The sequence below is a fragment of the Ruegeria sp. BG11 genome, assembly GCF_056538565.1.
Map to the genome: position 1 here is coordinate 1 of NZ_JBQFTH010000016.1, position 23,425 is coordinate 23,425.

Consider the following 23,425-nt stretch of genomic DNA (forward strand, 5'->3'; position numbering starts at 1 on the left):
TGACAAACACGCCGAGGCACCACAGGCCGCAGAATAAACCCACCAAAACACAAACAAGCCAAGCGCCGCCCAAACACAGGGCGGCGCTTTTGCGTGTCGCATCCTGCAAGCACATATCGCTATCAGAGAGGTCAGCGCGCAGCGAATCCGTCATTTTGGTTCCAAGATGGAGGATTGCCCTTTGAATATTCGAACCCAATCACGTTCCGGAGGCCGCGCGGCGAGGCGCGCGCAACGCACAGCTCCGAACTTTGAAATGCTGCCGGGCCTGACCCGCGCGATCCCCGAATGCGAGGTGATGGACGGCAGCCAGGTCGAGATGATCGACAATGCCGCCATGGACATTCTGGAAAATGTCGGCGTTCAGTTCCGCGACCCGATTGCGCTGGAAGACTGGAAGAAAGCCGGTGCCAAGGTTGACGGCGAATTAGTCTATCTGGACCGCAACATGGTGCGCGAGCTTATCTCGACTATTCCGGCACAGTTTACCTATCACGCGCGCAACCCAGCCAATAACGTCAAGCTGGGCGGCAAGCACTCGGTCTTTGTACCGATGACCGGCGCGCCTTTCCTGCGCGATCTGGACGATGTGCGCCGCAACCCGCTGCTGGAAGATTTGGCGATGTTCCACAAGCTCAGCCATATGATGCCCGCGCTGCATAGCTCAGCCCACCACATCGTCGAGCCTTATGATCATCCGATCAGCCAACGCCACCTGCGCATCACCTACTCGTCGATGAAATACTCGGACAAGATGTTCATGGGCATGACCACCTCGCCCAAGAATGCCGAGGACGTGATGGATATGTGCGCGATCCTGTTTGGGGATGAGTTCATCGATAGCCACCCCGTGACCACCGGCAACTGCAACGGCAACAGCCCTCTGGTCTGGGATGAAACGATGCTGGGTGCGATGCGTGCCTTCTGCCGCCGCAATCAGCCAGTCCTCTGCTCACCCTTCGTTCTGGGTGGCGCGAACACGCCTGCCTCTGTGCCTGCCACTGTAGCCCAATTGACAGCCGAGGCGCTGTCTGCGCTGGCCTATACGCAGGTGGTTCGCAAAGGGGCGCCCGCGATCTGGGGTCACTACCTGTCGACCGTGTCGATGAAATCCGGCGCGCCGATGGCGGGTACGCCCGAGATCAGCTTGATGAACTTCATGATCGGTCAGATGGCGCGGTTCTATGATGTTCCCTGGCGCACCTCGAACACGCTGGGCGGTGCCAAAACGTTTGACGCACAGGCTGGCTACGAATCTGCCACGACGCTCAGCGCGGTTCTGCATGCCGGGGCCAATTACATCTGGCACTCGGCGGGCTGGAACGAGGCCGGCATGCATTGCTCGGTCGCCAAGTTCATTGTGGATTCGGAACAATGCGCGATGGCCTATCGCATGGCGGAAGGTCCCAAATGGGGCGATTTCGATCAGGCCTTGGCCGCCGTTCCGGATGTCGGCCCGGGCGGCCACTATCTGGGCCATCCGCACACGCAGGACAACTTCCAGACAGCGTTCTTCATGCCCGAGCTCTTCGACAACAACTCGATCGAACAATGGCAGGCCGAAGGCAGCGTTGAGATCACGGAACGCGCCCTCAAACACGCCAAGAAACTGCTGGCCGAGTATCAGGAGCCAAAGCTGGACGAGGCCAAAAACGAAGAACTTCTGGACTATATCGCGCGCCGGGAACGGGAAATTCCGGCAGCGGATGAGTTGAACCAAACCTACTGATACCAACTCCCCTACGGGCCCGCCCACCATTCAGGGCGGGCCTTTTTTTGCAAATTTGCTAGTGCTGCAACAGGCGAGAGAACGTGCATGTCTCAGGCCGCTAGGTGGCGGCAGGCTCAGTTGAGCCCACCAAGCCTATTCATCCCGCGCGCGCCATTCTTTCCAACGCAACACTGCATTCGCCCCGATTTCCCGAAACGGCTGGGGCGGCAGGCGTTTGGGGGTGTCTTCAGCTTCGAAAAAACTTGTGATGTCGGAACTGTGGCCACAGACGCTCTCGGCTGCGGCGATCCCGGTCAGGGTCCCGCGTGCAGTGCCTAGTCCGTTCTGGACACAACCGGAATATACGCCCGGCTCGATCTCTCGGGCGACGGAGACACCATTAAGGCTGAGGCACAGGTGACCGGCCCATTGATGCTCCATCCTCAGCCCCGCCAGTTGCGGGCACCGGTGATCGAACTTGCGCTGCATCACTTTGGCGGCGCGCGCCAGATCGCGGGAGGTTGCAGCCATGCCGGGGCGCAACGCCGCGCAGGTCCGGGTGACAATGCGATTGCCGCCCTGCCCGGTGTCGATCCTGCGCATGGTCGTTCCCATCGGGTCAGAGGGCGTCACACCCCAGCGCGGCTGCCCGCCCAAACGGGCCAGCGCATCGGCGTCCAACTCGGGCGTCATGGAGGCAAAGAGGAACAGCTGCATCAACCGGTCACGTTCGATCCCGAAGCTTTCCAGATGACCATTGACCGTCAGGATGATGTTGCCTGTGCTGACGGTGCCTTTCCCAGTCCGCACCACCCAGTCGCTAGAGCGTTTTTCAAACCCCAAAACGGGCGAGTTTTCGAAAATGGCAACCCCATCCCCGGCCAACCCAGCAGCCAACCCACGAACATAGCCCGCCGGTTGCAGCATGACCGTTCCGGGCGTGAAAAGGCCCGATTGATAGTGCCGTGATCCGGTGAGCTCGTGCATCTGCGCGGGGTTCAGCATCTCGCTGGTTTCGCCTAGAGTTTCCAAATGCCGCGCATAGCTGACATTGTGCGCATGGCCCGTGTCGCCAAACGCTCCGTTGACCTTGCCCACTTCGTCGAAAAAGTTGCGGTCGATCTGGTATTGCTCAACCGCGGAGCGCGCGAATGCGATGGCCTGCCGGTTGAGCGCGATCATGGTCTTGTCGTCCCCCGCACCTGCATAGTCATCCGATGCAAGGTCATGCGGCAGATCGATCATGAAGCCCGAGTTTCGCCCTGCGGCCCCTTCGGCCACGCGACCGGCCTCAAGCACGACCACACGCGCCTTGGGGTCCAACTGGGTCAGACGCCGCGCCGCCGACAAACCGGCAAAGCCGGCACCGACGACTACGACATCAGCCGTCATGTCCTTGTCCAACTCCACCGCGGGCGGCTGGGCGCCGAGGATGGCGCTCCAGGCCGCAGGGCCGCGATGGGTTGGCAGTTTGCGTGCTGAGTATGCGCTCAATCGACGGCCTCATCCGCATCATCGGCCAGATCAATCCAGATGGTTTTCAACTGGGTGTACTGATCATGCGCATGGACGGAGTTGTCGCGCCCGCCGAAGCCGGACTGCTTGTAGCCGCCAAAGGGCGTGGTGATATCCCCTTCGCCAAAGCTGTTCACGGTCACTGTCCCTGCCCGGATCGCCCGAGCGCCTCGGATCGCGCGTTTCGCGTTGGCCGTGAAAATCGAGGCGCAGAGACCATATTCCGTATCATTGGCGATCTTGATGGCCTCATCAAAGCCCGAGACCTCAATTACCGACAGGACGGGGCCAAAGATCTCCTCACGCGCCAGAGTGGCGTCATTGCCAGAGACTTCGACGACGGTGGCTTCGACAAACCCTTTTTTGGCTTTGCCGCCAATCACTACGTTCTCGGCCTGATCCAGATAGCCACACACTTTGTTGTAGTGCCCTTCGCTGACCAGCGCGCCCATACGGGTTTCCGGGTCCAGCGGGTCGCCAATGTTCCACTGCTTGGCGTGATGGGCGATGCGCTCCAGCAGCTCAGCCTTTACGTCCTTGTGCACGATCAGCCGTGATGAGGCCGAGCAGTTCTCGCCCATGTTCCAGAACGCACCATTGACGATATGCGCGGCCACGCGATCCAGGTTTTCGGCGTCGTCCATTACGATGGCCGGGTTCTTACCTCCCATCTCCAGCACCACCTCTTTGGCGTTGCTTTCAGCCGAGTAGGTCAAGAACCGTTTGCCGGTCACGGTCGAGCCGGTGAACGAGACCATGTCGACATCCATATGCCGCCCAATCGGCTCACCCACAGCGGCGCCGCCACCGGGGACTATGTTCAGAACGCCCCGCGGCAGGCCCGCTTCCATTGCCAGTTCGGCCAGACGCAGCGCGGTCAATGTGGTCTCGGCTGCGGGCTTCACAACGACCGAGCAACCTGCCGCCAGAGCCGGTCCGATTTTCCAGGCCAGCATGAGCAGCGGGAAGTTCCACGGCAGCACCAGACCCACCACGCCAATCGGCTCACGTACAACCATGGCGATATGGTCATCGCTGGCGGGTGAGACCTGATCGTAGATCTTGTCGATTGCTTCCGCGTGCCATTTCAGACAGTGAATCGTTTCGGGCACGTCCACGGTTTCGCAGTCATAGATGGTCTTGCCGCTGTCGATGCTCTCCATCACCGCAAGTTCACGGGCGTTGCGGGTCATCAGTTTGCAGAGCCGGATCAACACGTCCTTGCGGTCCGAGGGATGCAGTTTAGACCACCGCCCATCGTCAAAGGCTTCGCGCGCTTTTTCGACCGCGAAATCAACATCCGCAGCGCCGCAAGCGGCAATATCGGCCAGCTTCTCTCCGGTCGCGGGGTTCACCGTTTCGAACGTCTCGCCCGAGATCGCCGGGCGGTACGCGCCGTCAATGAATGCTCCGGTCGGCAGAGTCAGGTCTGCGGCGATGGATTTGTATTCGTCCTGTGTCAGCAATTCCATGCCTTAGCCCCCAATCTTCTTTTCAGCTACGATATCAGCGATTGTTTTCTTCAACACGCGCGTCACCTGTTCCAGCGCGCGCTTGTCATCCTTGTTCAGCCCCTTCAGCGGAGCCCGCATTGCGCCCGCATCTATGCCGTTCATGGTGACACCATGTTTAATGGTCTGAATGAACTTGCCGCCCTGCTCCAGCACCCGCATCAGCGGCATCATCGCGCTCATGATCCTGCGGCCTTTTGCGAAATCTCCTTCGATCACGCAGGCGTTGTACAGCGCCACATGTTCTTCCGGCAGGAAGTTCGACCCGCCGCACACCCAGAACGGCGCGCCCCAGGCGAAGAACTCCAGCGCCTGATCGTCCATGCCACATCCCAGTTGGATATGTGGATAGTCGCGCGCCAGCAGATGCACCCGGTTGATATCGCCCGAGCTTTCCTTGATGCCACAGAAATTCCGGCTGCGACCCACACGGTCGAGGAACTCTTCTCCCATCATCGTCCCGGTGCGGTGCGGGTAATTGTACAGCATCACCGGCAGGTCAGCGGCCTTGTCGATGGCCAGCGCGTTTAGCGCATTCTCACGATCTGTGGGCACCGAATAGGGCGGGCTTGCCAGTAGGATCGAATCTGCTCCGATCTCACGCGCCCCCGAGGCCAGCGCAATCGAGTCCGGCGTCAGCATCGCCCCGGTCCCGACGACCAGAGGCAGACGACCTTTCAACTGCGCATGCGTGAACTTGGCCAATTCCAGCCGCTCTTCCACGGTCTGGGCATAGTTTTCGCCGGTCGAGCCGCCCGAGATCAGCCCATGAACGCCACTGGCGATCAGGTATTCGATCACGTCGGAAAAAGCGTCCCAATTCACGCTGCCATCCTCGTGATAGGGCGTGACCACAGGGGTATAGATCCCCTCAAACTTGAAAATCGGGTTCATTCCGTCCTCATACAGGTTTCGAAAGAGGCGGGATTCCCATCGGGACATCCAGCGCATCAGGCATCACGAACAGCTCAATCTGATCGCGAGACAGGTTCCAATGGTCCTCGGCCAGTTGCGCAGCAGCCGCCTCATCGCCCGCCTCGATGGCGGCGATGATGGCGTCGTGCTGACGGCTGGCTTCAGTCAGGTTTTCGGTCAGACCCGTGTTGCGCGGTCTGTAAAAGGTCATCCCGATCCGGGCATGGTCTATCAAAAGGCGATTGAAGGAGGGCAACAGATATACATTGCCGGACATCTGCCCCGTGACATCGTGAAACCGGTTATTGGCCAGCGCGCGATCCTCGGCCGAGCCCGACTGCAGAGCCGAACAAAAAGACCGTTGTGCATCCTTCAAGGCGTCAAGCTGATCCGGCAGAGCGTTGCGCGCGGCCAGCCTCAGGATGGCGCCATACACCATCGGAGCCGCCAGAAAGAAATCCCTCAGCGTGGTATGCGACATCTCGGATACGCGCGTGCTGCGGTTGGCGCGCTGGTCCAAATATCCCTCACCGGCCAATTGCCGAAACACTTCGCGCAGCGGGGTTCGCGACAGGCCGAATGCTTCGGACAGATGCGCCTCATCCAGATCGGCGCCAGGCTGTAGCCGCAAGGTCAGAATCGAAACCTTGAGGTGTTCTGCAAGCTCAGATTTGCGCGAACGCGCTTCGTCCTTCATCCGCCTATCCCATTGTTGCAGCCGCTTGGCGAATCGAGATCGCCAAGCCAAGGGTGTTGTATGCGATTAAAATACAACTTGTATACAATTAATTTTCGTGCAGCATAGGCGACCTGCGAATAATATCGAAACCAACCAGCAGCCCGGAAGCGCAAAGACCGCCATGCCCGATCCCAGCCACATCACTTTCATTCTGATCGAGGAGTTCTCGCACCTCGCGTTTTCCTGCGCGGTCGAGCCCTTGCGGATCGCCAACCTGGTCAGCGGGCAGGATCTCTACAGCTGGTCTTTTGTGTCTGAGCATGGTGAGCACGCTGTCTGCTCCAACGGGTCGGTGACACTAGTGCATGGCGGATTCGATAGCCTGCCCAAATCTGATCAGATTTTCGTGCTGTCTGGCATCCACATGCGGAACCACGCCTCCAAACCTCTGCTGGCTTTGCTGCGGCGTGAACGGGCAAGAGGAACGGCGATCGGCGCGCTCTGTTCGGGCGCTTGGCTTTTGGCCGAGGCCGGTTTTCTGAACGAAATGCAGGCCGCCATTCACTGGGAATACCATGACGCCTTCACCGAAGCGTTTCCCGATGTGAACCTGGTACGCAGCGTATTTGTAGCCGACGAAAAGCACATCACCGCATCGGGCGGAACGGCGACCGCCGACCTGATGTTGCACTTGATCGAACGAGACCACGGGGTCGAGCTGGCCATGGATGTGGCCGATCAGATGGTCTACAACGCCGTGCGCAACGCAACGGCCAAACAGCGGGTTTCTCTGCAGTCGCGCAACGGCATGCGCAACATCCATCTGTCCAAAGCGATTGAGGTCATGCGAAACAACATCGAAACGCCAGTCTCGCCCTCTGCGATTGCAGATGAGCTCGGTATTTCGACACGGCAGCTCGAACGGCTTTTCGGGAAATACCTGAATACCTCGCCCAAAAAGTACTTTATGGAGATGCGTCTGGAACGCGCGCAAAAGCTGCTGTTGCAAACCGAGGCCTCTGTGACCGAGGTCGCCATGGCCTGTGGATTCGAGAATCCGGGCCATTTCTCACGCGTGTTTCGCCTGAGTTTTGGCGTCACACCTCACGCACAGCGCAACAAGATTGACTGAAATCAAGCAAACCCACCACTGGGGGAGAGCGTCCTGATCCGCCCGATACTGGGCACATCCACACTCATCCCCCGATCCCTTCGAGAACCCCCTCATTAAAATCGGACTAGTCAACACCTCGGTAGGATAGTGTGGTGGTACCGACGAATGTTGGCACAACTATTGCCAATTCGTGTCAGATCTTGGTTTCTTTCCGACACAAACATTAATTTTGCGGAATTTGATCAGAATCCGGGTCAGAGTTGAGTGTTTTGTGCACGCATAAGCACCCATGTACCCACTCAGGCCCCAGGTGATTCCGATCCGACTTTCGAGCTTGTCTACTTTGCTGGTAGACCCATCCTGCCGAAACCCTTTTCAATAAGCGTGGAGGCAGTGTTAGTCCGCGCCTTGCAACGCCGAGACATCAAGGACCGGCGATTGCGAGTTCACATGGACGCGCCGCGTAACGCCTTGCGACGATGCGGTGATATCGAGCGTCGAAACTTGATCAAAACGCTCAAAATACGCGAACTCAATCGTGTCCAGAGCGGCCATGTCCGAACACTGAATAACATACTCGGCCAGAAACTCGGGTGCACCCACCGCGTCTGCATCCGACCCAAGCCCTTCGCCCGTTAACGACACATTGGCCGACGCCGTGGCGCACCCAGCCTGTTCAGGAACAACGAAAAGGGTTAACGGTTTTGACAAGGACGAAATGGCATCCGCGACCGCGGACCGATCCGCGTCATCTGCAGCGCGATGGTCAAATCCCAGTATATCCTCGCTCGGGACCGCCAAAGACACGCTGAACTGTGTTTCCTCAAAGGAAATATCCAACGACCCCGCAACAGCACTCTGCGCGGGCACCTGATCCCCTGCCCATGCCTGGACGGTTGCTGCACACAAACCGATCGAAGCACTCAACCACTTCATGAACTCACACCACTCGCAATAGAATCACATGGATTAGTCTAACTTTATACGAACATGGCGCAATCGCGACGGTGTGTATCAGACCCACCAGATATGGGGATGTAGCGCCCCTGCAGTAAATCCGACAATAAAACTCAGGTTGACATTGCCGACTATTTCACTCAGCTATACGCGTGCAAGTGCAGCCCCTTTTGGACGCACCTGAACGAGATTTCTGACATGAAAGACCTGAACCCAATGACGAAATTCTTTGCTGCCGCCAGCACTCTGACCCTATGCGTGGCCACCGCCGCATCGGCCGGTGACGCTCCTGCAAAAGCGGACGTGCTGGACACTTACGCCGATATTGCAGAAGCCAAATATGATGACAGCCTGATCGCCGCCAAAGCGCTGCAAAACGCCGTCAACGCACTGATCGCCGACCCGTCGGACGCCACGCTGAATGCCGCCCGCGCGGCCTGGATTGCCGCCCGCGTCCCCTATCAGCAGACCGAGGTCTACCGCTTTGGCAACGCCATCGTCGATGCTTGGGAAGGCAAAGTAAATGCGTGGCCGCTGGACGAAGGCCTGATCGACTATGTCGACGCCTCCTACGGCGGCGCCACTGACGAGAACGAATTCGCCGTTCTCAATGTCATCGCAAACCCGAACTTCGAGCTTTCGGGAACCGCGATTGACGCGAACGAGATCACCCCCGAATTGCTGGCAGATACCCTGCACGAAGCCGACGGGATCGAGGCCAACGTCGCCACCGGCTACCACGCCATCGAATTCCTGCTGTGGGGTCAGGACCTGAACGGCCACGGCGCAGGCGCAGGCAACCGCCCGGCCACCGACTATGCCAAAGGCGACGACTGCACCAACGGCAACTGCGACCGTCGTGCGCAATACCTGAGCGCCGCAACCGACCTTCTGGTCAGCGATCTGGAATGGATGACCGCCCAGTGGGCCGAAGGTGGCGATGCACGCGCCGCCCTGACCGAGAACGAATCCGCAGGCATCAGTGCCATTCTGACCGGCATGGGCTCGCTGTCCTACGGCGAACAGGCGGGTGAGCGTATGCGCCTAGGCCTGATGCTGAACGACCCCGAGGAAGAGCATGATTGCTTTGCCGACAACACCCACAACAGCCACTACTACGATGGCCTTGGCATCCAGAACGTCTATCTGGGCAGCTATACCCGCATCGACGGCACCCCGATCTCGGGCGCATCTCTGTCGGATCTGGTGATCTCTGCTGACCCGGCTCTGGACACCGAGATGAAGGCAAAACTGTCGACCACCATGCAAGCTCTGGGCCGGATCAAATCGACCGCCGAGGCCGGTTTCGCCTACGACCAGATGCTGGAACGCGGCAACGCCGGTGGCGAAGCGCTGATCATGGGTGGGGTCAACGGTCTGGTCGACCAGACCAAAACCATCGAGCGTATCGTATCGACCCTCGACCTCGATGGTATCGAGTTCGAAGGATCGGACAGCTTGGACAACCCTGACGCGGTTTTCCACTAGACGTGTTAAGGGGCCGGAGGCGTCGGCAAAACGACGCCTCCGGCAACCCGGCCACTACAAGGTGACTGGACTTGAAAGAATTACCTTACTAATTAAGTAAGAAACCCAACGAGCCTCGATTCGCCATGATCGTCTGCCACTGCACAAACATCTCCGACCACGACATCCGGGCCGCTATCGACTGGATGCGGACCTCTGACCCGCAAGCGATCATAACCCCGGGCAAGATCTACCACGCGCTCGGGAAATCTGCCGACTGTGGCGGGTGCATGCCGCTTTTCCTAGACACGATGCGAACCGACGATAATCTGGAAGTCCCCATGCAGCTGCGTGCGTTACGCACCGGCCTATCACAGGAGAAGGCAGATGAAGGGCGATCCCAAGGTCATAGAGTATCTCAACAAATCCCTGCGGCATGAACTGACAGCTGTCAGCCAGTATTGGCTGCACTACCGGCTTCAGGAGGACTGGGGCCTGGTCCATATGGCCAAGAAAAGCCGCGAAGAAAGCATCGAAGAAATGGGGCATGCGGACAAGCTGATCGAACGGATCATCTTTCTGGAAGGCCACCCGAACCTGCAAAAGCTCGACCCTCTGCGGATCGGGCAGAATCCCAAGGAAACGCTGGAATGCGATCTGGCCGCCGAACACGATGCCCGCACATTGTATGTCGAAGCGCGGGAATATTGCCGCGAGGCGGGAGACTATGTCTCTATGTCGCTGTTTGAGGAACTGATCAGCGATGAAGAAGGTCATATCGACTTCCTCGAAACGCAACTCGATCTGTACGAACGGATTGGCGACGCCAATTATGCGCAACTCAACGCCGCGAAAATGGACGCCGAAGAATAGTATTCTCGCCCTCTTGGTGGTCGCAACTGCGGCCACCCCTTCCCTGTCAGCCGAGCTGCAGGACCTTCACCTCAACTTCACCCCACGTACCGAAGACGAACGCGCCCGCATTGCCGGTGTCACTGCACCGCCGCAGGATTTTAGCGCGCCGCAAAGGTTCGAAGAGTTGCCTACCGGGGCCGCAACCGTGCGTGTGCGCAACAACGCGGATGCGTTTTCGCAACCGTCCAAGAACCTGAGCTTTGAACAAGAGCTGGACTTCAAGGTCGGCAACGGATTGTTCAAGAAAATCTGGGTCTCGTCGCCCTCTTCGACTCTCGCGTCTGATGGCCTTGGGCCGCTGTACAACGCGCGTTCATGCCAGCGCTGTCACATCAAGGATGGGCGCGGGCATACACCGAACGGGCCGGATGACAACGCCATCTCGATGTTCCTGCGCGTGTCCATTCCCGGCAGCCCTCAGGACGCGCCGGAAGGGATCGAAGACTATCTCGCTACCCTGCCCGAGCCTAATTATGGCGGCCAGATGCAGGATTTCGCGCTGGCCGGGCATCCTGCAGAATACCGTTTAGAGGTTACCTACGAAGAGATCCCGGTTGCGCTGTCAGAGGGCGAAACCGCCTCGCTCCGCCGTCCCACCTACACGGCTGCCGATCTGGGATACGGCCCGTTGCACCCCGACGCCATGCTTAGCCCGCGCGTTGCGCCGCAGATGATCGGCCTCGGTCTGCTTGAGGCGATCCCGGTCGAAGACCTGCTGGCCAATGCCGACCCCGATGATGCGGATGGCGATGGCATCTCGGGCCGCGCGAACATTGTCTGGTCGACCGAGTTTGGCGCCCCGATGATGGGCCGCTTTGGCCACAAAGCCGGTATGCCCACGGTCATGGAGCAATCGGCGGCGGCGTTTGCAGGTGATATCGGCATCTCGACCCCGCTGTTTCCCGCCCCTTACGGAGATTGCACCGATGCGCAGGTCAATTGCGTAAAGGCCCCGCATGGCGACGGCGATGTGCGCGTTTTCGAGGTTGATCAGGTCGGCATGGACCTCGTGGCCTTCTACAGCCGCAATCTGGGCGTTCCGGGTCGCCGGGATGTGGATGACCCGCAAGTGCTGCGCGGGAAAGAGGTGTTCCACACCACAGGCTGCGCCGCCTGCCATACCCCGGCCCATGTCACCCATCGCCTGGAAGACCGGCCCGAGCATAGTTTTCAGCTGATCTGGCCCTATACCGACCTGCTGCTGCATGACATGGGCGACGGTCTGGCCGACAATCGCCCCGAAGCCCGCGCCACAGGCCGTGAATGGCGCACGCCGCCCCTCTGGGGGATTGGCCTGACACAGCGTGTGTCCGGCCATACCGAATTCCTGCATGACGGGCGTGCCCGCACCCTGCTGGAGGCCGTGCTTTGGCACGGGGGCGAGGCGCAATCTGCCCACGATACTGTCGTGACCATGCCCAAAGCCGACCGCGACGCCCTTATCCGTTTTCTCGAAAGTCTTTGACCCATGCGAATATTTGCTTTTGCCATTGCCCTCACTGCCCCTCTGGCGGCGTCAGCCCAAGACCGTACAGCGATCCTGACGGATGTGCCTGCCGCGCATATTCTGCCGCGCTTTGCTGAATTGGCAGACGCGACCGAGGCTTTGTCCGCCGCATCCCAATCCGATTGCGCCCCTCAATCAGAGGCTCTGCGCGCGACCTATGGCACCGCATTTGACGCGTGGATATCGGCCAGCCATATGCGCTTTGGCCCCACCGAGGCCGACGACCGCGCCTTTGCCATGGCCTTTTGGCCGGACACGAAAGGCTTCACGCCCAAGGCCCTCTCGCAACATATCGCGGCCGAAGACCCTGCGGTGAACGACACGGCCGCCTATGCCGAAACCTCGGTCGCGGGGCGCGGGTTCTTTGCGCTGGAGCAAATGCTATACGACCCCAAATTCGCTGATCAGGGCAGTGCCGCCTACCGATGCGCTCTGATCCGGGCCATCACGGCCGATATCGACGCAAATGCCGACGCGATGGCGGAAGAATGGCAAAGCTATGCGGTGAAGCTAGAACAGCCGGGGGGCGACAGCCCGTACCGCACGCAGGATGAGGCGATGCAGGAGCTGTTCAAAGCGCTCTCAACCGGGCTGCAATTCACCGCCGAGACCCGATTGGGCCGCCCTCTTGGCACTTTCGACCGCCCTCGCCCCAACAGGGCCGAAGCCCGCCGCTCGGAACGCGCCTTGCGTCATGTCGAGCTGTCTCTGATTGCGCTGCAGGATCTTGCGGCGCGTCTGTCCGCCGACCATCCCGAGATTGCGCAGGATCTGGACGTGGCCTTCAATCGCGCAATCAAAAGCGCCCGGTCCATCGACGACCCCGCCTTCGCTGGCGTAGCAGATCCCGCAGGCCGGTTCCGGGTCGAAGCGCTGCAACAGGCGGTGAATGACATCCGCACCATCGCCACGACCGAGCTTGGCCCAACCCTCGGCATCAGCGCCGGGTTCAACTCTCTCGACGGGGATTGAACCATGACCAACCGCCGCCACTTCCTGGCCGGTCTTGCGGCTGCAAGCCTTGCGCCCGCAACGGGGTGGGCCTCGGTCGGGGCGCCCGCCTTTCTGGCCGCCGGGCTGTTTCCGGATGGCTCGTTCCGTCTGGCCGGTCTGGATGAGGGAGGAGACATCCTGTTCTCGCTGCCCCTGCCTGCAAGAGGCCACGCCGCCGCCGCACACCCCCGCAAAGCGCAGGCCGTGGCCTTTGCCCGTCGTCCCGGCACGTTTGCTCTGGTCATCGACTGCGCCACCGGGCGGGAGCTTGCACGGCTACAGGCCCCCGAGGGGCGGCATTTCTACGGTCACGGAACGTTCACGGCGGACGGCACCCGGTTCTTTGCTACCGAAAACGACTATGAGGCTGGCGAAGGCCGCATCAGCGTATGGGATGCCACCAGCTTTGAACGTCTGGGAGAGGTGTCGTCGGGCGGCGTTGGTCCACATGACATGCGCCTGATGCCGGATGGCAAAAGCCTTGTGATCGCCAATGGCGGGATCGAGACCCACCCCGAGACCGGGCGGACCAAGCTGAACCTGCCCGTCATGCAGCCGAACCTAACCTATCTTGACCTGTCCGGGAACCTGCTTGAACGGGTCGAGTTGCCGGGCGACTCGCACAAGAACTCCATCCGCCATCTCAGCGTGCGCAACGACGGGCTGGTCGGGTTCGCGATGCAGTGGCAGGGCAGCCAGACCAAGCACCCGCCCCTGTTGGGCCTGCACCGTCGGGGCGCGCCTCCGCAACTTCTGTCCGCACCGGAAGACTTCCAAAACACCTTGCAAGGCTATGCTGGCAGCATCGCCTTCTCAGCCAGCGGGACCGAGGTCGCCATAACCTGCCCACGCGGAAATGCGCTGCATCTGTTCGATGTAGTAGGTGGCAGCTTCACAAGAGCTTTCGAACTGGAGGATGTCTGCGGTCTGGGCGCAGGTCCGGACGGGCTGGTCTTCACCACCGGCACGGGCACGTTTGGCGCTGTAGACGGGCTCCGCGCGCGGGTTCTGGCCCGCCCCGATTGCCAATGGGACAATCACCTGATCCCGATCCGCGCGCACGTGTAACATTCGGCAATCGCTGTCACATAGTTTACACTTGGACGAATCAAGATGCTGCCGTATTGGCGGGCGCGAAACCGGCACCTCTGAGTTAAGGACTGACTTGATTGAAACACACGCCCGACGCACCGCATACCATCTACGGAGTTGAGAAATGGGGCAAAGGCCTCATCGAGGTGACGGAGCAGGGCGAGATCGGTCTGCGCAATCCGATGTCTCCGGACACAGCGGCGATCAGCCTGCCCGGTATCCTCAGCGATCTGGATGACCGTGGGATCAAGGCGCCGATGCTCCTGCGCGTCAGTTCGTATCTGGAACACGAGATCGCGCATCTGAACGAGAGCTTTGCCGACGCCATCGCGCGGGTGGGCTACAAAGGCCCCTATCGCGGCGTGTTTCCTATCAAGGTGAACCAGCAGGCGCAGGTGGTCGACCGCATCGTCGAGTTCGGTAAGAAATACAACTATGGCCTCGAGGCCGGATCAAAGCCCGAACTGGTCGTGGCTCTTGCGCATCGTCTGGCCCCTGAGGCGCTGATCGTCTGCAATGGCGTCAAGGATGCCGAGTTCATCCAATTGGCGATCCTGTCCCGCAAGATCGGGTTCAATACCGTCATCGTTCTGGAAAGCCCGAAAGAGGCGGACACGGTGATCGAGGTCTACAAGGAACTTTGCATCGAACCTCTTATCGGCGTGCGGGTCAAACTGACAAACCAGATCAGCGGCAAGTGGGAAGAAAGCTCGGGCGATCGCTCGGCCTTTGGCATGAACACCGATCAGTTGGTCGCCACTGTGGACAAACTGCGCGAAGCGGGTCTGTTGCATTGCCTCAAGCTGCAGCACTCGCATCTTGGCAGCCAGGTGCAGGACGTGAACGACGTCCGCCGCGCCGTGGGCGAGGCCTGTCGCTACTACACCGAACTCACGCGCGAAGGCGTGCCGCTGACCCATCTGGACCTCGGCGGCGGCATGGGCGTGGACTATACGGGCGAGAAAAAGGCGGCCGAGAACTCGATCAACTACACGATCGAGGAATACTGCGCCAACGTAGTCGAAACCGTGGCCTATGCCATGGACGAGGCCGAAATTGCGCACCCTACGCTTGTCACCGAAAGCGGCCGCGCCGTGGTGGCGACCTCATCTATGCTGGTCTTCAACGTGCTGGAGACTACGCTTTACGATGCGCCCACCGCGCCGGATGTAGAGCCTGATGACAACCATCTGGTCTCGGACCTTGCTGCGGTACACGGGTACCTCAGCAAAGACCGCCTGCAGGAATGCTGGAACGACGCCACATTCTACCGCAACGAGCTGCGCGCCCTGTTCCGCCGTGGATACGTAGATCTGCGCCAGATGGCCCGGGCCGAACGCATCTATCTGTCACTGATGGCCCGCCTCAAGGCGCTTGCCGCCAGTGATGATCTGGAAACGGATGTCGATGACCAGCTTGAGAAAGTGGCCGATATCTATCACTGCAACTTCTCGCTGTTCCAATCCCTGCCCGATGTCTGGGCCATCGACCAACTGCACCCGATCGTCCCGCTGCAAGGTCTGAACTCAACACCCGACCGCCGTGCCGTGCTGTCCGATATCACTTGCGACAGCGACGGCAAGATCGACCAGTTCATTCTGGCCGACGGGGTCTCGCCTAGCCTGCCGGTGCATTCGCTCCCGGATGAGGGCGAATACTTCATGGGCGTCTTCTTCGTCGGTGCCTACCAGGAAACGCTAGGCGATCTGCATAACCTGTTTGGCGATACCAATGTCGTCACCATCGACCTACGCGCCGATGGCGGGTTCGACCTGCTGCACGAGCAAGAGGGCGACACGATCAGTCAGGTGCTGTCCTACGTTGAATTCGACCCCCAAGACTGTGTCGCCGCCTTCCGCAAAATGGTGGACGAGGCGATCTCGACCGGTACTCTGCAAGCCAAGGACCGCAAAACCCTGATGGGCGCCTATCGCGACTCGATCAACGGCTACACCTATTACGAATAAGAAGGAGACAGACCATGGGCAAAACACTGGTTGTCGGCGCGGGCGGCGTATCCCACGCAGCTGTGCATAAGATGGCGATGAACTCGGATATCTTCACCGAGATCACTCTGGCCAGCCGCACGAAATCGAAATGCGACGCTATCGCGGCAGCCGTTAAAGATCGCGTCGGTGTAGACATCAAGACCGCTGAACTGGACGCCTACAAGGTCGAAGACACGGTCAAGCTGATCAAGGAGACCGGGGCCGAGATTCTCGTCAACCTTGCCCTGCCCTATCAGGATCTGGTGCTGATGGATGCCTGCCTTGAGGCCGGGATCCACTACCTCGACACCGCGAATTACGAGCCCGAGGATGAGGCCAAGTTCGAATACCATTGGCAGTGGGCTTATCAGGAACGCTTCAAAGCGGCCGGCCTGACCGCCATCCTCGGCTCGGGTTTCGATCCGGGTGTGACGTCCGTCTTCGCGAAATGGCTCAAAAAGCACAAGCTCGACACCATTCGCCAGATCGACGTGCTGGACGCCAATGGTGGTAGCAACGATCAGGAATTCGCCACCAACTTCAACCCCGAGATCAACCTGCGCGAAGTGCTGGCCGAGGTCCGCCACTGGGAAGGTGGGGAGTGGAAACACTCCCCTGCCATGACCCACAAGGTCGAGTTCGACTTCCCCGCCATTGGCCCCAAGAACATGTACCTGATGTATCACGAGGAACTGGAGTCGCTCAGCACCCACTTCCCCGAGATCGAGCGCGCCCGCTTCTGGATGACCTTCGGTGACGCGTACATCATGCACGCCAAGGTGCTGGAAAACGTGGGCATGACCCGCATCGATCCGGTGATGCATGACGGTAAGGAAATCATCCCGATCCAGTTCCTGAAAACCCTGCTGCCTGACCCCGGCGATCTGGGCGCGGAAACCAAGGGCAAAGCCTGCATCGGCGACATCGCCACGGGTCAGGCCAAGGACGGCTCGGGCGAAAAGACCTACTACATCTACAACATCTGCGACCACGAGGAATGCTACGCCGAGGTCGGTTCTCAGGCCGTCAGCTACACCACCGGCGTCCCAGCAATGATCGGTGCGGCTCAGGTTCTGAAAGGCAACTGGCGCGAGCCGGGCGTGTGGAACATGGAACAGCTCGACCCGGACGACTTCATGGACATGCTGAACACCCAAGGCCTCCCATGGCAGGTGCACGAACTCGACGGCCCCATCGAGTTCTAGATCCAGAACTTCATCTGGCCAAAAACATCCCGGGGGGTCCGGGGGGCTGGCCCCCCGGCCTCACCACAATCGGAGACGCCGGACATGTCCGACATGATGACGACCCAAGCCGGTGACGCCGGCGCCTTCCGCAAATTCGACTTCAGCCGCGTCCCCAGCCCCTGCTTCGTGGTCGACGAAAAAGCTGTCGAGCGGAACCTGACAATTTTGTCAGATATCGGCACCCGGTCCGGCGCAAATGTCCTGAGCGCGCTCAAGGCGTTTTCCATGTTCTCACTGGCCCCGCTGGTGCGCCAACACCTCGGAGGCACCTGCGCCTCTGGCATCTATGAAGCACGTCTGGGCCGCGAGGAATATGGCGGCGAGGTCGCAACCTTCTGCGCCGGGTACAAGGATACGGATATCGATGAAATCCTGTCGCTGTCCGACCACATCATCTTCAACTCGCCCGCTCAAAAAGACCGGTTCCTCGCCAAAGCCCAAGCGGCCAATGTGCAGATCGGCCTGCGCATCAACCCCGAACACTCCGAAGGCGAGATTCCGAAATACGACCCGTGCGCACCCTGCTCGCGCCTCGGCACTCCTGTCAGCCAACTAGCTGCCGAGACCCTGACCGGCGTGGACGGATTGCACATGCACACGCTCTGCGAACAGGGATTCGAACCCCTGAAACGCACATGGGCTGCCGTTGAGCCGAAACTCAAACCTTTCCTCGGTCAGCTCAAATGGCTGAACTTCGGTGGCGGTCACCACATCACCCGCGATGACTACGACCGTGACGGGTTGGTGGAATTCATCAAATCCATCCGCGCGAAATACAATGTCGACGTCTACCTCGAACCCGGCGAGGCCGTCGCGTTGGACGCGGGCATTCTGGTCGGAGAAATCCTCGACCTGCCAACCAATGGCATGACCCTTGCGATCACCGATATCTCGGCCACCTGCCATATGCCCGACGTGATCGAGGCCCCCTATCGCCCCGCCCTGATGGACGAGACCGAGGCGGGTCACACTTACCGTCTGGGCGGGCCATCATGCCTGGCAGGCGATGTGATCGGCGACTACACATGGGACAAGCCGCTGGAGATCGGGCAACGCTTTGCCTTCCTCGATCAGGCGCATTACTCGATGGTCAAAACCAACACCTTCAACGGTGTTCCCCTGCCGACCATCGCCCTATGGAACAGCGAAACGAACGAGCTGAAGATCATCAAACAGTTCGGCTATGACGACTTTAAGGACCGCCTCTCATGAGCATTTTCCTCGACAGTGAACTGACCGAAGCTGAGCGTTTGGAAGACGCGCGCTTTCGCGTGATCCCGGTGCCGCTGGAACGCACGGTTTCTTATGGTTCCGGAACCGCCAAAGGCCCCGAGGCTATCATCGAAGCCAGCAATGAGCTGGAACGCATCACCGGCCATGCAGAACCCTGCGTCGAGGGTATCTATACCGAAGCCCACCTGGATTGTGACGGCCCCTTGCCCGAGGTGATGGAACGCCTCGCCCAACGGACCGAAGCCGCCATTCGTGCGGGCAAGGTGCCCGTGACTCTGGGCGGAGAACACTCGCTCAGCTACGGCGCGGTGATGGGCGTGGCGCGGGCGCTGAACCAACCGATCGGGATCGTCCAGATCGACGCCCATGCTGATTTGCGCAACGCGTATCAGGGCGAGAAACACTCTCACGCCTCGGTCATGCATCTGCTGGCTGAAGAAGGCGTGCGGCTGACGCAGTTCGGCGTGCGCGCGTTTTCAACCGAAGAGGCCAAAAGCCGTCTGAAACACCATGTCTTCCACGTCGACGCCGAGGAACTGGTCACCGACAACATCCACGCCGTCGACCTGCCCGAGGACTTCCCCGAGCTGGTCTATGTCAGCTTTGACGTGGACGGTCTGGACCCGTCCCAAATGCCTGCCACAGGAACACCCGTGCCGGGCGGTTTGGGATACTATCAGGCGCTGCGGCTGGTCGAACACGCCCTGAAGGGCCGCAAATGCGTGGGCTTCGACGTTGTCGAACTGGCCCCCGACGGCAATGCTGCCTGGGATTTCACCGCCGCGCAGATCGTCTATCGCCTGATGGCGGCCTGTTAACTCTCAGAGGTTTCGTTCAGCTCCATGTGACCTTCGCCCTTGTTCAACACGCGGCGTAACATGGGCTCGAAGAACTCCAGCGGTTTGGTCGGGTAGTTCGGGTCAAACGCCTTCTGATCGTATTCATGGCAGAAATAGCGGCAGTCCTCCCAATAGGGGCTGTCGCGATACTTGTCGCGCGCGTTGCGATCTCCGCCAAGATGGTGGTTGTAGTAGTAGCCCTGAAACACACAGTGATGCTTGAGAATCCAATGGGTTTTCTCGCTGACATAGGGCTTCATCATCGCCGCTGAAAGCTCGCCATGGTTGTATGGCGACAGGATATCGCCCGTGTCATGGATCAGCGCGGCGACCACAAGCTCCTCATCCGCGCCATCTTCATAGGCCCGCGTCGCGGCTTGCAAAGAGTGTTGATAGCGGTTCACAGGATACGGCGTCCACTCCTCATCCAAAGAACGGATCGCGTCCAGAATTCGGTCTGGCAAAGCGGCATTATAGGCCTCTTCATAGTCCATAACGGCGTCCCAATCGGCCTTTGTGGCCTCTTCAAAACTGGTCCAGGTCGGCTTGTGGCTTTTGTCCAGCATGGCATGTCCTCTGACTTGATTGAGAATAGGATATCTCGACTTGCGTGCTAAAAAAAATGAATTGATTTTATCATATCGATCAAAAAATACTGTCACCATGCAAATCAAGGCTTTTGAAACTTTTGTGTGCGTTGCCGAGACCGGAGGGTTTCACGCAGCAGCGCGCAAGCTGAATGTGACCCAAACAGCTGTCAGCGCGCGCATACGGCAGATCGAGGACGCCACTGGAAAACCCCTTTTCACTCGCGGGGCCGGCGGCACGTCACTAACGGACTTCGGCCGCCAATTTCGCCCTTACGCCGAGCAGATGCTCTCACTCTGGTCTTATGCTTCGACTGATTTGCCTACGCAAAACCAGAATCGCCCGGCATTGAGGCTGGGGGCGCAGCTCAGCGTTTGGGATCCCTTGCTGGTCGATCTTGCCATACGTTTCGAACAGCACTTTGGCCAATTGCTGCTGACGCTGAACTACGATCATGATCTGGATATGGTGGACGCGGTCGCAACACATGTGCTGGACGCCGCGCTGACCCACGAAAAGCCCTCAGACAGGCGGGTGATGTTTGAAACCCTGCCACCAGAGCGATTGGTTCTGGTCGAAACCGCGGAGGCTTTGGTCGACAACTCGGTATTCGTCAATCTCGAACTTGGAACCGCCTACCAGGACCATGTGCGGACAACGGCCCGCCAGGCAGCAGGGCAGACTGTCTTTTTGGGTAATTGCATGATGGCCCTGCGCTATGTCCTCAAACGAGGGGGGCGCGGGTTTTTTCCCGCCTATTTGGCCGCAGAGCATATTCGCTCTGGCGCGCTGGTGCAGGTTGAGTCGAGTCCAGACCTGATGTTGCCGCTCTATCTCGTAACCCGCCCCGACAGCTCTGCGTTCGAGGATATCCTAGACTGCCTGCAGGGTTTGCGAGACCCTGCCTAGACAGCGACCTCGGCCCTGGAACGGCGCCAGATTGGGCGTCCCGCAACCGCCAGGAACAGGCACGAGATCAGGATACCAATGACCGCCGGTGCATAGAGAACGATCCAAAGACCCGGCTCATCTATCACGACCGGAGAAACAAACCCCCGAACGCCTTCCAGCAGAACCAGAATGGTAAACGCCCCCAGAATCTGCGGCCATAACCCGAACCGCGAGAAACTGCCCAGCATCAGGGTGGCATATCCGACCAGCCCAACTGCCACGCAAATCGCGATCCACGAGAATCGCTGGTGCAACTCATCCGTCAGTTCACCCGGGCTGAACCCTTCGGCGCTGGCGATAGCCTCGCTGTCTCGGATCAATTCCATCGTAGGGATTGCTTCAAGGCTGCGGGTACTCATACCGCCGGTACTGGTCAGCGCCGAGATATCATAAGAGGCGTCCTGAAACAGGGTCGATGACAGGGTGCGCCCGTCCTTGTCCAGACGCAGCGCCACTCCATCCAGCATGACAAGGTTGATGCCTGCCGCGTTGTTCACCAGATACGCCGTCGAGCTCGAATAGCTGACGGAATTCGCCGGGTCCCGCCGGTCTGAGACAAAGACCTCGTGCAGGGTCCCGTCCAGATCAATCCGACCGATATAGACCGTAACACCGTCGGCGGGGTGCAGAAACTCACCTTCGTTCAGCAATTGGGCGGTCACGTCACCTGCAACTTCGGCCTGCCGGATCTCGAGCTGCTCGACCGAGGCAGGACGCAGGAAAACGCTGATCGCCGCCATCATCATCCCTGTGACAAGACCGAACTGCACCACAGCCCGCGCGAGGCGCCAAGGGCTAGAGCCGGTCGCCAGCATGACCGTCATCTCACTTTCCCGGCTGAGGCGGTTCGTGGCGTAAACGGCCGCAGCGAACACAGCCATCGGCATCACTGTCCGGATCAGGGTCGGTAGCGTAAGAGCGGTGAATTCGAGGAAAACAACCGCCGACTGGCCGCCACTGATCACCCGATCAAACAGGCTGACAGACCGCGTGATCCAGAAAACACCGACCAGAACCAGAGTGAAAAAGCCGAACAGCACCAGCAACTGCCGCAGGAAGTAACCATCGAAACGCGACATGTACCCTCATTCCCGGTGTCTGCGATTTGCGGGGACTTTAGGCTATCCCGCAAGCAGAGGAAAGACGGTCACCGCCCTGCTTTGAGATCGGGTGGGGTTTCAGATGACCAGAAGATCGACCTGATGTTTGATCTGCGCGAACGCTTCACGTGACACGGGATGAAAGCCCCCAGCATGACGATAAACGCTCTGGTAGTTGTCAAATAGCAGGTCACACAGCTCTTGCTGGGTGCTGTGCTGTCCGTCCGGGGTGAATTCCAAAAATATCGGTGGCCTGTACTCTGCGATGAGTTGCTTCATCCCCTTCAGGGCGGATAGCTCATGGCCCTCAACATCCATCCAGACCAGCCCAATTTGATCAGCCTGAAGGGTGCCTGACTGCACCAGGTCGTCAATCCGAACGATCTCGACTAAAAAACTCTCTCGGGTTTTGCCGCTTTTGCGTTTGGCCGCCAGACGTGAGCCGCCGCGGTTGAACAGATCTCGGGTAAACTCCGCCGTTCCAGTCGTTTCCGAAGCCGCGACACCCAAAATCTTCACTTTGTCTGTCAGCCCATTTAACGCAAGATTGTGACGCAGCAGGTTCATGTTGTCCGGGTCTGGCTCGATCGCTACGACGGCCTCACACTGAAGATCGAGGAAGAAATAGACGGTTTGGGTGCCGATGTTGGCCCCGACCTCCAGAACGGACATGCCGGACCTATAGGCATTGTTCTGTTGAAGAAACGTCCGCAGATCCGTGACTGAGCCGCGGGCGAATTCACCGTTCTGGAAAAGTGAACGTCCGATTGCATCCGTTGGAAAGAAGGCAAAGGCATGATCGCCCAAGTCCCGAAACAACAGAGTATCCTGATCAAGCAGCTCATTCATGACGGCGCGCCGGGTTTTACCGTTGCCAAGAACACTCAAGGCAATCTTTTCGGCAATCAGGCTTCGCAATCCCATTCAACACCTTCGAATACAAACCAAATATAGTCTTCAGTGCATATCTCCACGTTCACCGGTCAGCAACATCGGGATCGAATTGATAGGAAACATGGTGCATTTGCGCCCTATCGGGCTAGGCAGGTTTTCGGCAGGCTCACATTCGCCAAGTGTCAGAGCCATCATCGCCTGTTTGCGGC

21 protein-coding genes are annotated in these 23,425 nt (G+C 59.3%); 13 read left to right on the top strand and 8 right to left on the bottom strand.

Going from position 1 to position 23,425, the window contains the following annotated elements; all coding sequences use genetic code 11:
• Nucleotides 1-181: 181 nt before the first annotated feature.
• Nucleotides 182-1,729 carry a trimethylamine methyltransferase family protein gene (locus tag ACR0JF_RS20655; RefSeq protein WP_480669795.1) on the top strand — a complete coding sequence of 516 codons (1,548 nt, stop codon included), beginning with the start codon at nt 182-184 and terminating at the stop codon, nt 1,727-1,729.
• Between the two features lie 135 nt (nt 1,730-1,864).
• On the opposite strand, the gene ACR0JF_RS20660 is transcribed toward ACR0JF_RS20655, so the two are convergent.
• Genes ACR0JF_RS20660 through ACR0JF_RS20675 form a run of 4 tightly spaced genes read right to left on the bottom strand, consistent with a single transcriptional unit; the run spans nt 1,865 to nt 6,349 of the window.
• Nucleotides 1,865-3,205 (bottom strand): NAD(P)/FAD-dependent oxidoreductase, encoded by a 1,341-nt coding sequence (locus ACR0JF_RS20660; RefSeq protein ID WP_170662822.1) that lies wholly within the window; start codon nt 3,203-3,205, stop codon nt 1,865-1,867.
• Entirely contained in the window at nt 3,202-4,698 is a 1,497-nt protein-coding gene (locus tag ACR0JF_RS20665) for an aldehyde dehydrogenase (protein WP_170662820.1), read from the bottom strand. The genes ACR0JF_RS20660 and ACR0JF_RS20665 overlap by 4 nt, the downstream gene beginning before the upstream one ends.
• Before the next feature lie 3 nt (nt 4,699-4,701).
• Nucleotides 4,702-5,631, bottom strand: coding sequence for a dihydrodipicolinate synthase family protein (locus ACR0JF_RS20670; protein WP_170662818.1), 930 nt, complete (start codon nt 5,629-5,631; stop codon nt 4,702-4,704).
• Nucleotides 5,632-5,638: 7 nt separating this feature from the next.
• Nucleotides 5,639-6,349 carry a GntR family transcriptional regulator gene (locus ACR0JF_RS20675; protein ID WP_170662816.1) on the bottom strand — a complete coding sequence of 237 codons (711 nt, stop codon included), beginning with the start codon at nt 6,347-6,349 and terminating at the stop codon, nt 5,639-5,641.
• Nucleotides 6,350-6,512: 163 nt separating this feature from the next.
• Between ACR0JF_RS20675 and ACR0JF_RS20680 the strand changes: the two genes are divergently transcribed.
• On the top strand, nt 6,513-7,463 hold the full coding sequence (locus ACR0JF_RS20680; protein ID WP_170662814.1) for a GlxA family transcriptional regulator: 951 nt from the start codon (nt 6,513-6,515) through the stop codon (nt 7,461-7,463).
• 378 nt (nt 7,464-7,841) lie between these two features.
• On the opposite strand, the gene ACR0JF_RS20685 is transcribed toward ACR0JF_RS20680, so the two are convergent.
• Nucleotides 7,842-8,381, bottom strand: a complete 540-nt coding sequence (locus tag ACR0JF_RS20685; RefSeq protein ID WP_170662812.1) for a ZrgA family zinc uptake protein — start codon at nt 8,379-8,381, stop codon at nt 7,842-7,844.
• A 237-nt stretch (nt 8,382-8,618) separates the two neighbouring features.
• Between ACR0JF_RS20685 and ACR0JF_RS20690 the strand changes: the two genes are divergently transcribed.
• The 10 genes from ACR0JF_RS20690 (at nt 8,619) to speB (ending at nt 19,662) form a co-directional block, all read left to right on the top strand.
• Nucleotides 8,619-9,890 carry an imelysin family protein gene (locus ACR0JF_RS20690; protein WP_170662831.1) on the top strand — a complete coding sequence of 424 codons (1,272 nt, stop codon included), beginning with the start codon at nt 8,619-8,621 and terminating at the stop codon, nt 9,888-9,890.
• A gap of 125 nt (nt 9,891-10,015) precedes the next feature.
• On the top strand, nt 10,016-10,309 hold the full coding sequence (locus ACR0JF_RS20695; protein WP_170468500.1) for a (2Fe-2S)-binding protein: 294 nt from the start codon (nt 10,016-10,018) through the stop codon (nt 10,307-10,309).
• On the top strand, nt 10,257-10,742 hold the full coding sequence (bfr, locus tag ACR0JF_RS20700) for a bacterioferritin (protein WP_170642156.1): 486 nt from the start codon (nt 10,257-10,259) through the stop codon (nt 10,740-10,742). Before ACR0JF_RS20695 ends, bfr begins: the two co-directional genes overlap by 53 nt.
• Nucleotides 10,702-12,249 carry a di-heme oxidoredictase family protein gene (locus ACR0JF_RS20705; RefSeq protein WP_170662810.1) on the top strand — a complete coding sequence of 516 codons (1,548 nt, stop codon included), beginning with the start codon at nt 10,702-10,704 and terminating at the stop codon, nt 12,247-12,249. Before bfr ends, ACR0JF_RS20705 begins: the two co-directional genes overlap by 41 nt.
• 3 nt (nt 12,250-12,252) lie before the next feature.
• Nucleotides 12,253-13,263: an imelysin family protein gene (locus ACR0JF_RS20710; RefSeq protein ID WP_170662808.1), complete on the top strand. Its 1,011-nt coding sequence runs from the start codon at nt 12,253-12,255 to the stop codon at nt 13,261-13,263.
• A gap of 3 nt (nt 13,264-13,266) precedes the next feature.
• Nucleotides 13,267-14,352 carry a DUF1513 domain-containing protein gene (locus ACR0JF_RS20715; protein WP_170747567.1) on the top strand — a complete coding sequence of 362 codons (1,086 nt, stop codon included), beginning with the start codon at nt 13,267-13,269 and terminating at the stop codon, nt 14,350-14,352.
• Between the two features lie 101 nt (nt 14,353-14,453).
• Nucleotides 14,454-16,343 carry a biosynthetic arginine decarboxylase gene (gene speA, locus ACR0JF_RS20720; RefSeq protein ID WP_170662804.1) on the top strand — a complete coding sequence of 630 codons (1,890 nt, stop codon included), beginning with the start codon at nt 14,454-14,456 and terminating at the stop codon, nt 16,341-16,343.
• A 14-nt stretch (nt 16,344-16,357) separates the two neighbouring features.
• Entirely contained in the window at nt 16,358-17,569 is a 1,212-nt protein-coding gene (locus ACR0JF_RS20725) for a saccharopine dehydrogenase family protein (protein ID WP_170662802.1), read from the top strand.
• A gap of 84 nt (nt 17,570-17,653) precedes the next feature.
• Nucleotides 17,654-18,823: a carboxynorspermidine decarboxylase gene (gene nspC / locus ACR0JF_RS20730; protein WP_170662800.1), complete on the top strand. Its 1,170-nt coding sequence runs from the start codon at nt 17,654-17,656 to the stop codon at nt 18,821-18,823.
• A complete protein-coding gene (speB, locus tag ACR0JF_RS20735) occupies nt 18,820-19,662 on the top strand; it encodes an agmatinase (protein ID WP_170662798.1) in 843 nt (280 codons plus the stop codon). Before nspC ends, speB begins: the two co-directional genes overlap by 4 nt.
• On the opposite strand, the gene ACR0JF_RS20740 is transcribed toward speB, so the two are convergent.
• Nucleotides 19,659-20,249, bottom strand: coding sequence for an HD domain-containing protein (locus tag ACR0JF_RS20740; RefSeq protein WP_170556449.1), 591 nt, complete (start codon nt 20,247-20,249; stop codon nt 19,659-19,661). The genes speB and ACR0JF_RS20740 overlap by 4 nt on opposite strands.
• A 97-nt stretch (nt 20,250-20,346) precedes the next feature.
• Between ACR0JF_RS20740 and ACR0JF_RS20745 the strand changes: the two genes are divergently transcribed.
• On the top strand, nt 20,347-21,180 hold the full coding sequence (locus ACR0JF_RS20745) for a LysR family transcriptional regulator (RefSeq protein ID WP_170662796.1): 834 nt from the start codon (nt 20,347-20,349) through the stop codon (nt 21,178-21,180).
• On the opposite strand, the gene lptF is transcribed toward ACR0JF_RS20745, so the two are convergent.
• On the bottom strand, nt 21,177-22,301 hold the full coding sequence (gene lptF / locus ACR0JF_RS20750; RefSeq protein WP_170662794.1) for an LPS export ABC transporter permease LptF: 1,125 nt from the start codon (nt 22,299-22,301) through the stop codon (nt 21,177-21,179). The two genes, ACR0JF_RS20745 and lptF, sit on opposite strands and share 4 nt — an antisense overlap.
• Nucleotides 22,302-22,400: 99 nt before the next feature.
• Nucleotides 22,401-23,246 (bottom strand): FkbM family methyltransferase, encoded by an 846-nt coding sequence (locus ACR0JF_RS20755; RefSeq protein ID WP_170662792.1) that lies wholly within the window; start codon nt 23,244-23,246, stop codon nt 22,401-22,403.
• Nucleotides 23,247-23,425: the final 179 nt, after the last annotated feature.

What these genes read in the sequence shown, in the direction of transcription:
- ACR0JF_RS20665 (WP_170662820.1), bottom strand. Translation starts at nt 4,698, where the DNA reads ATGGAATTGCTGACACAGGACGAATACAAATCCATCGCCGCAGACCTG.
- ACR0JF_RS20670 (WP_170662818.1), bottom strand. Translation starts at nt 5,631, where the DNA reads ATGAACCCGATTTTCAAGTTTGAGGGGATCTATACCCCTGTGGTCACG.
- ACR0JF_RS20675 (WP_170662816.1), bottom strand. Translation starts at nt 6,349, where the DNA reads ATGAAGGACGAAGCGCGTTCGCGCAAATCTGAGCTTGCAGAACACCTC.
- ACR0JF_RS20680 (WP_170662814.1), top strand. Translation starts at nt 6,513, where the DNA reads ATGCCCGATCCCAGCCACATCACTTTCATTCTGATCGAGGAGTTCTCG.
- ACR0JF_RS20685 (WP_170662812.1), bottom strand. Translation starts at nt 8,381, where the DNA reads ATGAAGTGGTTGAGTGCTTCGATCGGTTTGTGTGCAGCAACCGTCCAG.
- ACR0JF_RS20690 (WP_170662831.1), top strand. Translation starts at nt 8,619, where the DNA reads ATGACGAAATTCTTTGCTGCCGCCAGCACTCTGACCCTATGCGTGGCC.
- ACR0JF_RS20695 (WP_170468500.1), top strand. Translation starts at nt 10,016, where the DNA reads ATGATCGTCTGCCACTGCACAAACATCTCCGACCACGACATCCGGGCC.
- bfr (WP_170642156.1), top strand. Translation starts at nt 10,257, where the DNA reads ATGAAGGGCGATCCCAAGGTCATAGAGTATCTCAACAAATCCCTGCGG.
- ACR0JF_RS20705 (WP_170662810.1), top strand. Translation starts at nt 10,702, where the DNA reads ATGCGCAACTCAACGCCGCGAAAATGGACGCCGAAGAATAGTATTCTC.
- ACR0JF_RS20710 (WP_170662808.1), top strand. Translation starts at nt 12,253, where the DNA reads ATGCGAATATTTGCTTTTGCCATTGCCCTCACTGCCCCTCTGGCGGCG.
- ACR0JF_RS20715 (WP_170747567.1), top strand. Translation starts at nt 13,267, where the DNA reads ATGACCAACCGCCGCCACTTCCTGGCCGGTCTTGCGGCTGCAAGCCTT.
- ACR0JF_RS20725 (WP_170662802.1), top strand. Translation starts at nt 16,358, where the DNA reads ATGGGCAAAACACTGGTTGTCGGCGCGGGCGGCGTATCCCACGCAGCT.
- nspC (WP_170662800.1), top strand. Translation starts at nt 17,654, where the DNA reads ATGTCCGACATGATGACGACCCAAGCCGGTGACGCCGGCGCCTTCCGC.
- speB (WP_170662798.1), top strand. Translation starts at nt 18,820, where the DNA reads ATGAGCATTTTCCTCGACAGTGAACTGACCGAAGCTGAGCGTTTGGAA.
- ACR0JF_RS20740 (WP_170556449.1), bottom strand. Translation starts at nt 20,249, where the DNA reads ATGCTGGACAAAAGCCACAAGCCGACCTGGACCAGTTTTGAAGAGGCC.
- ACR0JF_RS20745 (WP_170662796.1), top strand. Translation starts at nt 20,347, where the DNA reads ATGCAAATCAAGGCTTTTGAAACTTTTGTGTGCGTTGCCGAGACCGGA.
- lptF (WP_170662794.1), bottom strand. Translation starts at nt 22,301, where the DNA reads ATGTCGCGTTTCGATGGTTACTTCCTGCGGCAGTTGCTGGTGCTGTTC.
- ACR0JF_RS20755 (WP_170662792.1), bottom strand. Translation starts at nt 23,246, where the DNA reads ATGGGATTGCGAAGCCTGATTGCCGAAAAGATTGCCTTGAGTGTTCTT.